At 65.9% G+C, this 12,988-nt stretch carries 5 protein-coding genes; 3 read left to right on the forward strand and 2 right to left on the reverse strand.

The window, feature by feature from the left end; genetic code table 11:
- Positions 1-238: 238 nt before the first annotated feature.
- From KOF26_RS04120 to KOF26_RS04130, 3 genes are all read left to right on the forward strand, one after another.
- Positions 239-3,154, forward strand: coding sequence for a TonB-dependent receptor domain-containing protein (locus KOF26_RS04120; protein ID WP_216320560.1), 2,916 nt, complete (start codon positions 239-241; stop codon positions 3,152-3,154).
- 346 nt (positions 3,155-3,500) lie between these two features.
- Positions 3,501-6,425 (forward strand): TonB-dependent receptor plug domain-containing protein, encoded by a 2,925-nt coding sequence (locus KOF26_RS04125; RefSeq protein ID WP_216320563.1) that lies wholly within the window; start codon positions 3,501-3,503, stop codon positions 6,423-6,425.
- Between the two features lie 241 nt (positions 6,426-6,666).
- Complete coding sequence (locus tag KOF26_RS04130; protein WP_216320566.1) at positions 6,667-9,699, forward strand: TonB-dependent receptor domain-containing protein; 3,033 nt, start codon at positions 6,667-6,669, stop codon at positions 9,697-9,699.
- Positions 9,700-9,758: 59 nt separating this feature from the next.
- Here KOF26_RS04130 and clpB read toward each other — a convergent pair whose 3' ends face one another.
- The gene (clpB, locus tag KOF26_RS04135; RefSeq protein ID WP_216320569.1) at positions 9,759-12,338 is read right to left on the reverse strand and encodes an ATP-dependent chaperone ClpB; all 2,580 of its coding nucleotides are present in this window, start codon (positions 12,336-12,338) and stop codon (positions 9,759-9,761) included.
- A 58-nt stretch (positions 12,339-12,396) separates the two neighbouring features.
- Positions 12,397-12,924: a DUF1003 domain-containing protein gene (locus tag KOF26_RS04140; protein ID WP_216320572.1), complete on the reverse strand. Its 528-nt coding sequence runs from the start codon at positions 12,922-12,924 to the stop codon at positions 12,397-12,399.
- Between the last annotated feature and the right edge of the window lie 64 nt (positions 12,925-12,988).

The raw sequence follows: 12,988 nt of genomic DNA on the forward strand, positions 1-12,988 counted from the left end.
TCGGCCGAGCAAGAAAATTGCTGCATATCAGCATAAAATGCCATAAGCTGGCAATGTTCTACGGTATGCTGCGATGTATGTTGCGCAAGTGTAACAGGTGATCGCAAAAACTGTCATTTCGACACTGTCTTGCTGGACAGCCAAGGCCCCCAGCCTGTTGTTGCCACAAAAAACCCTGCGCATGGGCAGCGCGGGGCCATCGATCACGCGGCCCGGGCGGGCAAACAGGGGGAAATCAATGACCAGATCGTTCAAGCATTATGCGCGCCTCGCGCTCCGCACCGGCGCGGCTCCGGTGGCGCTCGGCGCGGCGCTCATCGCCACGCCGGGCTTTGCGCAGGAAACCCCCGCCGCCGCCGCCGACGCGGCCGGCCGGCCCGAGGAGATCATCGTCACCGGCTCGCTGTTCCGCCGCGCGATCGATACCGAGACGGCCTCGCCGGTGACGATGCTGACCACCGACACGCTGGCCAAGGCGGGCGTCACCGACGTCAGCCAGGCGGTGCGCTCGATCGCCGCGGACGGCGCGGGCTCGATCGCCTCGACGCGCAGTTCCTTCTCGGGCGGCGCCTCGACGGTGTCGCTGCGCAACGTCGGTGCCGGCGCGACGCTGACCCTGATCGACGGGCTGCGCTCGGTCGGCTTCCCGATGAACGACGACGGCCATATCAGCTTCGTCGACCTCAATTCGGTGCCGTTCAGCGCCGTGCAGGAAATCCAGGTGCTGAAGGATGGCGCCTCCTCGCTCTACGGCGCCGACGCGATCGGCGGCGTCGTCAACATCATCCTCAAGAAGCGTTTCACCGGCGTCGCCGGCCAGCTCGAGGGCGGGGCGACGACCCGCGGCGACGGCCAGAGCTACCGCGCCAACCTCACGGTCGGCTTCGGCGACTATGAATCGCAGGGCTGGAATCTCTACGTCAACGGCGAATACCAGCTGACCGGCCGGGTCTCCAACCATGACGTCGGCTTCCCCTACAACACCGCGGACATCAGCTCGATCGGCGGCCTCGACCGCAACAGCGCCGACGACACGCTGTCCACCGCGACGCCCGACGCCAAGGTGCGCCGCGTCAACCAGATCAACCTCAACGATCCGTTCAACGGCAGCGGGCTGGTGGCGCCGTCCCCGACCGGCACCTACACGACGCTCACCAACCTCGCCAATTGCTCCTACGGCACGTTCACCGTCGCGGGCGCTGCCGGGGGAACCGGCTGCAAGCACAACATCACCGACGAATATGGCCAGATCGTGCCGAAGCAGGAGCGCTACTCGGTGACGGCGCATCTCGCCGCGCGGCTGAGCGACACTATCGAGGCGCACCTCGTCGGCTCCTATTCGCGCAGCGTCGGCGATTATATCAACAACCCGACCAACATCGCCCAGGTGCAGCCCTATCGCGGGCCGACCACCGACAGCTCGCAGCAGATCGCGCTGCCGGTCTATGTCTGCGCGGCGGGCGTCAACTGCGTCACCGCGGCCGATCGCCGGCTGAACCCGAACAACCCCTATGCCGCGGCCTATGCCAACGATCCGGCGAACGGAGCGGCGCGCATCTACTATCTGTTCGGCGACATCCAGGCGCGCACCCGCAACGTCAACGAGGTCTACCGCGCCAACGCGGGGCTGGAGGGCTCGTTCGGCGAGGACTGGAACTGGAAGGCGGACATCGTCGCCGCCAAGGATGTCCTCAACAACACCAATTACGGCACACTCGACATTGCCGGCCTGCGTCAGGTGATCAACACCGGCGCCTACAATTTCGTCAATCCGAGCCTGAACACCCAGGCGGTGCGCGACATCGTCGCGCCGGTCTATACCTCCCGCAACTGGACCTCGATGGTGTCGTTCGACGCCTCGCTGGCGAAGTCGCTGATGGAATTGCCCGGCGGCCCGTTGCAGGTGGCCGTTGGCGGCCAGGTGCGGCGCGAGGTGCAGCACAGCCCGGGCATGAACCCGGACCTGACCAAGTTCGCCACCACCGCCGGCGCGTTCGGCAAGCACACCGTCTCGGCGGGCTTCTTCGAGGTTTCCGCGCCGGTGCTGCCGACGCTCGAACTGACCGGTTCGGGCCGCTACGACAATTACTCGGAGGGGTTCAGCGCCTTCTCGCCCAAGGTCGGCGCGACGTTCAAGCCGATCCGCCAGGTGATGCTGCGCGGCACCTGGTCGCGTGGTTTCCGTGCGCCGAGCTTCGCCGAGCGTGATCCGACCTCCGGCTTCTCCGGCAGCTTCACCGTGCCGTTGCCCGAGGCGTACATTGCCGCCCATGGCGGCCCCAACGCGGCCTATGTCACGGCCAGCCGCTCGGCTCGCGGCGGCTTTTCCGGCAACCCGGACCTGAAGCCCGAGAAATCGCGGAGCTTCACGGTCGGCACCGTCATCTCGCCGACGCGCGATTTCGATCTCACGGTCGATTATTACAACATCAAGAAGACCGACGTGATCGTCATGGCGCCGCGTATCGGCGAGGCGTTCAACAATTATTATACCGGCCAGGCGCTGCCGCCCAACTATGTGCTGCTGGCGGTGGGCGAACCCGATCCGCTGTTCCCCAACGCGCTCCCGCGTGCGACGCTCATCGCGTCGCCATTCGGCAACAGCGCCAGCGAGATCTCCACCGGCATCGACTTTTCGGCGGCCGCGCGGATCGGCATCGCCGACGGCATCAAGCTGAACAGCACCGTCAACGGCACCTATGTGCTGGAATATAGCACGACCACCGCCGAGGGCATCGTCCAGAAGTTCGAAGGCACCAAGGGGCCGTCGGCCCTTTCCGCCGGCGCCGGCACGCCGAAATGGCGCGCCAACTGGCAAAACAGCCTCCAGATCCACAATCTGACGCTGTCCACCACCACCTATTTTGTCGGGCGGATCAAGAACGTCGCCGCGGATTCGGGATCGACGGACCTGTCCTGCGCCCACAATCTGTACGGAACGGGCGACAAGTTCTGCTATATCGGCAAATTCATCTACACCGACCTGAACGCCTCGTTTAAGGTCAACGATCAATACACCTTCTACATCAACGTCGGAAACTTCACGAACGAGAAGGCGCCGATCGCGGCCGGCGGCTCGAACTTCATCGCCACCTGGCATCTGCCGGGTGTCGTCGGCCGTACCTTCCGCGTCGGGGCCAAGTTCGGCTTCTGATCGGGACGACAGATTCTCGGGGGCGGGCCGGACCGGCTCGCCCCTTCCTGTCGTTCCGGGGGTGTCGCGTGTCGCCGCCCGACATCGCCGGCGGGCCCGGCCAGACCCATCGAAAGAAATGAACAGCGGGCGGCGTTTTTGCGCAACAACCTGTGAATTATGTTGCGAAAAGGTGACACGCGGCCGTGAACAGTGGGGCGCGCATGGTGTCATCCTAGACAGTTGAGATCACAGTGTTGCACCAAAGCCCCCATGCCGCAGAAGGCGCGCGCCGGGGAACCGGCATCGCGAGGCGGTCCAATCCGGCGCCATGCCCGCAAGGCAGGCGATAAGGGGAAGACTTTTCATGACCAAGTCGTTCAAACATTACGGGCGCATCGCGCTCCGATCGGGCGCGGCGCCGCTCGCTCTCGGTACCGCTCTCATTGCCTCGCCGAGCTTCGCGCAGACCGCGCCTGCCTCCGACAACGCGGCTCCGGCCGAAGAAATCGTCGTCACCGGCTCGCTGCTCCGCCGCATCGACACCGAGACGGCGTCGCCGGTCACCCAGCTGACCACCGAGTCGCTCACCAAGGCGGGCATCACCAACATCAACGACGCGATCCGCTCGATCTCCGCGGACGGCGCCGGCTCGATCTCCACCGGCTTCCAGAGCGGCTTCTCCGCCGGCGGCGCCGCGGTGTCGCTGCGCAGCCTCGGCGTGTCCTCGACGCTGGTCCTGATCGACGGCCTGCGCTCGACCAACTTCCCGATCAACGATGACGGCCACAACGCCTATGTCGACCTCAACTCGATTCCGTTCAGCGCGGTCGAGCGGGTCGAGGTGCTGAAGGACGGCGCGTCCTCCATCTATGGCGCGGACGCCATCGGCGGCGTCGTCAACATCATCATGAAGAAGCAGTTCAACGGTGTCGCCGGCACCGTGGAAGCCGGCGTCAGCGCCCATGGCGATGCGCCGCGCTACCGCGCCAACCTGACCGCCGGCTTCGGCGATTATGACGAGAAGGGTTGGAATTTCTACGTCAACGGCGAGTATCAGAAGGATGGCCGCGTCGCCGTCAAGGATCGCGCCTTCCCGTACAACACCAATGATCTGACCTCGATCGGCGGCATCGACAACAATCCCACTGACAATTCGCTGGCGCCGAGCAACGGCTCGCCGAGCGCGGTGGTGCGTCTCGCCGGCCAGAGCGACCTCAACAATCCGTTCTCGGGCGGCTCGGTGCCGACCGGCACCTACACGACGCTCGGCCTCGGCAACTGCCCGAACGGCACCTTCACCGTCGCCGGCGCGGCCGGCGGCACCGGCTGCCGCTATGACCTGCAGAACACCTATTCGCAGATCCAGCCCGACCAGGAGCGCTACTCGGTCACCGGCCGCCTTAGCGTGCGGATCAGCGACAATATCGAGGGCTATGTCAGCGGCAGCTTCTCCCGCAACATCGTCGACATCCGGGCTCTGCCGGCGCCGATCCGCCAGCAGCAGCCCTATGGCGCGTCGCCGGCCATGTCGTCGACCGCGCCGGGCGTGGTGCTGCCGGTCTATATCTGCTCGGCGGGCATCAACTGCGTCACTGCGGCCGATCGCCGCCTGAACCCGAACAACCCCTATGCGGCGGCATTCGCCAATGATCCGGCGGCGGGTGCGGCGCGCATCTACTATCGCTTCGGCGACATCCCGGTCGGCACGCATCGCCAGAACGAGGTGCTGCGCGCGGCCGCGGGCCTGCGCGGGTCGGTCGGCGACGACTGGAACTGGCAGGTCGATGCCGTCGCCGCCAAGGACAATCTCGACATCACCAACCGTGGCGTGGTCGACATTGCCGGCCTGAAGAGCGCGATCAACACCGGCGCGTACAACTTCGTCAATCCGGCCCTGAACACCCAGGCCGTGCGCGACCAGATCTCGCCGACCTACACCACCCATTCCTACACCTCGATGGTCTCGCTCGACGCATCGGTCAGCAAGTCGCTGATGGACCTGCCGGGCGGCCCGCTCCAGATCGCCGTCGGCGGCCAGGTGCGCCACGAGGTGCAGAACAACCCCGGCATCAACCCGGACAAGCTGAAGTTCGCCAACACCGCCGCATCGTTCGGCAAGCACACCGTGTCGGCGGGCTATTTCGAAATCTCCGCTCCGGTGCTCGACCCGCTCGAGCTGACCGCTTCGGGCCGTTACGACCATTATTCGGAGGGCTTTAGCCGGTTCTCGCCGAAGATCGGCGCGACCTTCAAGCCGATGCGCGAGCTGCTCGTCCGCGGTACCTGGTCGAAGGGCTTCCGCGCGCCGACCTTCGCGGAGAGCAATCCCCGGTCCAACTTCCCGGGCTTCGTGACGGTCACGCCGCCCGAGAGCTTCCAGCTCGCCCATGGCGGCCTGCTTTCTGCCGGTAACACCAACCCCTATGCCCAGGCCTATTCGACCGGCCAGGGCGTCAACGGCAACCCGAACCTGAAGCCGGAGAAGTCGCGCAGCTTCACCGCGGGCATCGTCGCCCAGCCGGTGCCGTGGCTGAGCTTCACCGTCGACTATTACAACGTCAAGAAGACCGACGTCATCGTCACCGGTCCGGACCTCGGCGCGGCGCGTGCCGCCTACTTCGCCGGCACGCCGCTGCCGGAGGGCTACACGGTGGCCGCCATCGACGGCGTCGACCCGCTGTTCCCGACCGCGCTGCCGCGCGTGCTCGTGATCAGCGCGCCCTATGTCAACGCCGCGAGCCAGCTCTCCACGGGTCTGGATTTCTCGGCGACGGCGAACGTGCCGCTGGGCGACAACATCAAGTGGACCAGCCGCATCGACGTGACCGACGTGTTCAAGTACAACGTCACCCAGAACGGCCTCGTCCAGAAGTATGTCGGCACGATGGGCCCGTACGAGCTTTCGTCGGGCGCTGGCACGCCGAAGTGGCGCGGCAACTGGCAGAACACGCTCCAGTTCGGCAAGTTCTCGCTCACGGCGACGACCTACTACGTCTCCAAGATCAAGAACGTCGCCGCCGACGAGGGCGAGGATCTGTCGTGCGAGGGCGGCAACCTGTATGGCACGGGTGAGGATTTCTGCCACATCCGCCGCTTCATCTACTCGGATCTGAATGCGTCGCTGCAGGTCAACGACAAGTTCACCTTCTACATCAACGTCGGCAACTTCACGAACGCGAAGGCGCCGATCGCCCCGTCTTCCTATTCGGGCATCAACTATCTGCCGACCTGGCACTATGCCGGCGTCATCGGCCGCACGTTCCGCGTCGGCGCGAACTTCGGTTTCTGATCCGGAACGCCGGACGAAACATGGGGCGGGCCTGCGGGCCCGCCCTTTTTTTACGGTCACAAGATGTGGCATCCGGGCTACACCCGGCCGCGAACCCGATGCCCCGGCGGCTCCAGCTTGCCTGCCCTTGCGTTCAGCCAATAGAAAGGCGGCATTCCGACCGGCCCTTGGGGGGAGTTGCCGGTCTCCATGCGCCTTTCACCGCGTCTCGCGGAGGGCGTAGAAACAAGGGGAAGGTTCAATGGCCACTAATTTGCGCGGGCGCCTGCTGGCGTCCACCCTGCTTGTCGGCACGTTCTGCACGGCTACGCCACTGATGGCGCAGGACCAGGTCGCCGCCGCCGACACGGCTTCCGAAGAAGCGATCGTCGTCACCGGCACGCGCATCTTCAGCCCGACATTGTCCTCCCCCGTCCCGGTGACGAGCGTGTCGGTGGGCGACCTGACCCGCACCGGCGACGTGTCCGTCGGCGACCAGCTCAACAACCTGCCGTCGCTGCGCTCGAGCTACAGCAGCTCCAACTCGACCCAGTATATCGGCACCACCGGCCTCAATATCCTCGACCTGCGCGGCCTTGGCGTGCCGCGCACGCTGGTGCTGGTCAACGGCCGCCGCCACATCACCTCGGTCGAGGGCGAGTTCCAGATCGACACCAACACCATCCCGACCGACCTGCTGGAGCGGGTCGACATCGTCACCGGCGGCAGCTCGGCCGTCTATGGCTCGGACGCGATGGCCGGCGTCGTCAACTTCGTGCTCAAGAAGGACTTCGAGGGCGTCAACCTGAACGCCCAGGGCGGCATCACCAGCTATGGCGATCGCGGCACCTATCGCCTGTCCGGCACCTTCGGCACCAATTTCTCGGAAGGCCGCGGCAACATTGCCGTGTCGCTGGAATATAGCCAGCAGAACCTGGTGACCTTCGCCGACCGGCCGAAGCTGACCGGGGCCTTCGCCGGCCGCCGCCAGTTCCAGCTCGTCGATGATCCCTCCGCCGACAACACCATCCCCAACCGCCAGTTCCTGACCGGGGTGCACAGCTACGGCTATTCGAATGGCGGCAGCTTCATCTCATACAGCGAGGGCAGCGTCTTCAACTGCTCGGACGCCGCCGGGGCGTGCCTGCCCAACGGCTTCCCGCGCGTCTATCTGTTCCAGCCCGACGGCACGCTGAAGGAAGGCAATTACGGCACGGATTTCCGCCCGGTCGGCTCCGGCAACAATCAGGGCGGCGACGGCGCGACCCTGAACGACACCGGCACGCTCAATCCGCGCGTGCAGCGTTACGTCGCCAACCTCGTCGGCCATTATGATTTCTCCGACGCCTTCCGCCCGTTCGTCGAGGCGAAGTTCGTGCGGGTGAAGGCGTACTCGCAGGGCGGCCCGACCTTCTCGCAGGGCGGCCCGCAAGGTCTGGACGGCGGCGCCGTTGCCGAGCCGTTCAACTATCTGATCTACACGCCGATCATGCTGGACAATGCCTATCTGAACCCGCAGGCGCGGGCGACGATCCAGTCCCTGCTGCCGGCCGGCTCGACCTTCTTCGCGCTCAACCGCAACAATGTCGATCTCGGCACCCGCGACGAGGCGCCGCAGCGCGACACCTGGCGCGTCGTGGTCGGGGCCGAGGGCACGTTCAACGACGACTGGCATTACGACGTGTCGGTCGACTACGGCCACCTCAAGACGCGCACCAAGTTCTACAACAACCGCATCGAGCAGAATTTCTACAACGCCATCGACGCAGTGCGGAACGGTGCCGGCCAGATCGTCTGCCGCGTCAACCAGGTGACGGTGACCGATCCGGGCTGCCAGCCGCTCGACATCCTCGGCAACGGCCGGGCGAGCCAGGCGGCGCTCGACTATATCAACACCACGTCGCGCTATTGGGGCAAGGCGACGGAGCTCGACATCAGCGCCAATCTGGCCGGCGACAGCTCGCAGCTGTTCGAGCTGCCGGGCGGCCCGGTGCGCTTCGCGATCGGCGCGGAATATCGCCGCGAGACGGCGGCCTATCATTACGACGATCTCGTCACCAGCGGGGCGACCTTCCTCAACGCCATCCAGCCGTTCAACCCGCCCTCCTTCGCGGTGAAGGAGGCCTATGGCGAGCTGGAGGTGCCGCTCCTTTCCAACCTGCCGTTCGTCGAGGAGCTGTCGCTGAACGGCGCGGCGCGCGTCGCCGATTACAAGGGCTCGGCCGGCACCGTCTGGGCCTATAATTACGGCGTGATGTACGCGCCGATCCGCGACATCAAGTTCCGCGCCAATTACTCGCGCTCGGTCCGAGCGCCGACCCTGGGCGATCTCTACAGCTCGCCCTCGCAGGACTATGATTCGCTGAACGATCCGTGCGACGCCAACTTCATCAACGCCGGCAAGGCCAGCCGCCCCGCCAACTGCGCGGCGGCGGGCGTGCCCGTCGGCTTCCAGAACACCGAGGCGCGTGCGGCCACGCTGGAAATCCTGTCCGGCGGCAATTCCAATCTCACGGTCGAGAAATCGCGCAGCATCACCTTCGGCGCGATCATCCAGCCGCGCTGGGTGCCCGGCCTGACGGTGACCCTCGATTATTATGATGTGAAGATCAGCAACGTCATCCAGCCGGTCGAGCCGCAGACGATCCTCGACGGCTGCTACGACGCGCCGAGCCTGGACAACACCTTCTGCAAGCTGATCTACCCGCGTGATGCCGACCACACGTTCGGCGCCCCGGCGCTGCTCAAGGCGTCGGTCAACTACGCCGCGCAGCGGACCCGTGGCCTCGACGTCGACGTCGCCTACAACCACCGGCTGGGCGACAAGGATCGCGTGCAGCTGCGCTTTATCGGCAACTGGGTGCGCACCCGGACCGACTATCCCTATCTCGATTCGCCCGACCAGCCCGAGCGCATCAAGGGTGAGCTGGGCGATCCGATCTACGCGTTCAACGCCTCGATCGACTGGACCCACGACAAGTTCACGCTCGGCTATCAGCTGCGTTATATCGGCAAGCAGTCGATCACCGACTGGGAGGCCCAGCACACCACCTATGGCGTGGCGCCGCTCGACCCCTATTATGCCGATCGGGTCTATTATCCGAGCGTCACCTACCACAATATCCGCGCCACGCTGGACGTGAACGATCACTTCCAGTTCTACGGCGGCGTCGACAACCTCACCAACAAGATGCCGCCGCTGGGCGTGCTCGGCACCGGCAGCCTGACCGACGGCGACGCCATCTACGATAATATCGGCCGCATGATGTATGTCGGCGTGAGGGTGAAGCTCTAGGCCGCTTCACGGCGCGAAAATCGGGGGCCGGCGCCGACGTGCCGGCCCCCTTTTTCGTGTCAGGCCGCTTCCAGCCTCAGCGCGCCGTCGCCTTCGTCGATATGGACGGTGGCGCCGTCCTTCACCTGGCCGCGCAGGATCATGTCGGCGAGCGGATCCTGCAGATATTTCTGCACCGCGCGCTTCAGCGGCCGCGCGCCATAGACCGGGTCATAGCCGACCCGGCCGAGCCACGCCCGCGCTGCGTCCGACAGCTCCAGCCGCACCTTGCGCTCGGCGAGCAGCTTGCCGACGCGGCCGACCTGGATGTCGACGATCGGGCCCATATGCTCCTGGCCGAGGCGGTGGAACAGGATGATCTCGTCCAGCCGGTTGAGGAATTCCGGGCGGAAATGGCTACGGACCACCTCCATCACCTGCGGCTCGACATTGGACACCGGCTCGCCTTCGCCAAGGTTGGCCAGATACTGGCTGCCGAGGTTGGACGTCAGGATGATCAGCGTGTTGGAGAAATCGACCGTGCGGCCCTGCCCATCAGTCAGGCGCCCGTCGTCCAGCACCTGAAGCAGGATGTTGAAGACGTCGGAGTGCGCCTTCTCGACCTCGTCGAACAGCACCACCTGATAGGGCCGCCGCCTGACCGCCTCGGTGAGCACGCCGCCTTCCTCATAGCCGACATAGCCCGGCGGCGCGCCGATCAGCCGGGCGACGGAATGCTTTTCCATGAACTCGCTCATGTCGATGCGCACCATCGCGGCGTCGTCGTCGAACAGGAAGCCGGCGAGCGCCTTGGTCAGCTCGGTCTTGCCGACGCCGGTCGGCCCCAGGAACAGGAAGGAGCCGAGCGGCCGGTTCGGGTCCTGAAGCCCGGCGCGTGAGCGGCGCACGGCGCGCGACACCGCGTCCACCGCATCCTGCTGGCCGATGACGCGGCGGCCGATCTGCGCTTCCATGTTGAGCAGCTTGTCCCGCTCGCCCTCCAGCATCTTGTCGACGGGGATGCCGGTCCAGCGGCTGACCACCGAGGCGATGTCCTCGGGCGTCACCTCCTCGCGCAGCATCGCGCCGGCGGCGGCACCCGCGGCCTCGGCAAGCTGCTTCTCAAGACCCGGGATGACGCCGTAGGACAGCTCGCCCGCGCGCGCCAGATCGCCGGCGCGCTGGGCCTGATCGAGCTGGATGCGGGCCTCGTCGAGCTGGGCCTTGATCTTCGCCTCGCCGGCGATCTTGTCCTTCTCGGCCTGCCAGCGCTGGGTGAGGGCGGCGGATTGCTCCTCCAGCTGGGCGAGATCGCCTTCCAGCGTCTCCAGCCGATCACGCGAGGCGTCGTCGGTCTCCTTGCGCAGCGCCTCGCGCTCGATCTTGAGCTGGATGATGCGGCGATCCAGCGCCTCGATCTCCTCGGGCTTGGATTCGACCTCCATGCGCAGCCGGCTGGCCGCCTCGTCCATCAGGTCGATCGCCTTGTCGGGCAGGAAGCGGTCGGTGATGTAGCGGTTGGACAGCGTCGCCGCCGAGACGAGCGCGCCGTCGGTGATCCGCACGCCATGGTGCAGCTCGTACTTCTCCTTGAGGCCGCGCAGGATCGAGATGGTGTCCGGCACGGTCGGCTCGCCGACGAAGACGGGCTGGAAGCGGCGCTGGAGCGCGGGGTCCTTCTCGACATATTTGCGATATTCATCGAGCGTGGTCGCGCCGATGCAATGCAGCTCGCCGCGGGCCAGCGCGGGTTTCAGCAGGTTGCCGGCGTCCATCGCGCCCTCGGATTTGCCGGCGCCGATCAGCGTGTGCATCTCGTCGATGAACAGGATCACCTGCCCCTCGGCGCCCTTCACCTCGTCGAGCACACCCTTCAGCCGCTCCTCGAACTCGCCGCGATATTTGGCGCCGGCGATGAGCGAGCCCATGTCGAGCGCCATCAGCGTGCGATCCTTGAGCGTATCGGGCACGTCGCCATTGGCGATCCGCAGCGCAAGGCCCTCGGCGATGGCGGTCTTGCCGACGCCGGGCTCGCCGATCAGCACCGGGTTGTTCTTGGTGCGGCGCGCGAGGATCTGGATGGTGCGGCGGATCTCCTCGTCGCGGCCGATCACCGGATCGAGCTTGCCTTCGCGCGCCGTCGCGGTGAGGTCGCGCGCGAACTTCTTGAGCGCGTCATAGCGATCCTCGGCGGTGGCGGTATCGGCGGTGCGGCCGCCGCGCAGCTCGTTGATCGCGGTGTTGAGCGCGTCGGCGCGGACCCCGGCGGCCTGCAGCGCCTTGCCGGCGGGGGTGTTGAGCGCCAGCGCCAGCGCCACCAGCAGCCGCTCGACGGTGACGAAGCTGTCGCCGGCCCTGGTCGCGATCTGCTCGGCCTGATCGAGGACGCGGACGAGATCGGCGTCGACGCCGGGCGTGCCCTGCGCGCCGGAGCCGGATACGGCGGGGATCTTGCCGAGCGCGAGATCAGTCTCGCTGACGGCGCGTCGCGCGTCGCCGCCCGCTCGCGCGATGAGGCCGGAGGCCATGCCCTGCTCGTCCTCGAGCAGGGCTTTCAACATATGTTCCGGGCCGATCCGCTGATGGTTCATGCGAATCGCGACGGTCTGCGCCGACTGGAGGAAGCCCCGGGCGCGGTCGGTCAGTTTCTCGAGGTTCATATCTCTCCCCGTTCAGGTCCCGGCTGATATGGTGTTGCTGTTATGCCACACAAGTGTGTCAGGGTCTCTCCCGTTCCAATACCATGCGGGTCAGCAGGCTGTTCTCGGCGCGCAGTGCGTCGAGCTTGTCGTGCAGGCGCATGATCTCCAGCTCGGCGCGCAGGTTCACCTCATAATCATGGCTGGCGGCGAGGCGATCCTTCGCCGCCTGGCGATTCTGGCTCATCATGATGATCGGAGCCTGGATCGCGGCCAAAGTCGACAGCATCAGGTTCAGGAACACATAGGGATATGGATCGAATTCCAGCCCCCAATGCACCAGCACGTCGGTGTTGAGCAGCATCCAGCCGATCAGCACCACGGTGAACATGATGATGAAGCCCCAGCTGCCGCCGACCGCGGCCACGCGATCCGACATGCGATCGCCGAACGAGGCCTGATCGTCGTCGATGTCAGTGGCGTCGCGGGCGATCGGCGTATGTGCGTCGATCGATTCGAGGACGTTCAGCTCCTCCTCGCCAAGGGCGTGGGTATCCTTGTGGAGATAGTGGCGGGCGAGATCCTTGAGGTGCGACGGGCCGTTCATGCGAGCCTCCCGTTAAAGACGGTGTCGGCGCCCATGCCGCGCCCGGCCCGCCCGATCAACCCGG

This window comes from Sphingomonas quercus (assembly GCF_018863195.1).
GTDB lineage: Bacteria > Pseudomonadota > Alphaproteobacteria > Sphingomonadales > Sphingomonadaceae > Solisphingomonas > Solisphingomonas quercus.

Bases quoted from the DNA above. Each gene is read 5' to 3' on its own strand.
- KOF26_RS04120 (WP_216320560.1), top strand. From the start codon at position 239: ATGACCAGATCGTTCAAGCATTATGCGCGCCTCGCGCTCCGCACCGGC.
- KOF26_RS04125 (WP_216320563.1), top strand. From the start codon at position 3,501: ATGACCAAGTCGTTCAAACATTACGGGCGCATCGCGCTCCGATCGGGC.
- KOF26_RS04130 (WP_216320566.1), top strand. From the start codon at position 6,667: ATGGCCACTAATTTGCGCGGGCGCCTGCTGGCGTCCACCCTGCTTGTC.
- clpB (WP_216320569.1), bottom strand. From the start codon at position 12,338: ATGAACCTCGAGAAACTGACCGACCGCGCCCGGGGCTTCCTCCAGTCG.
- KOF26_RS04140 (WP_216320572.1), bottom strand. From the start codon at position 12,924: ATGAACGGCCCGTCGCACCTCAAGGATCTCGCCCGCCACTATCTCCAC.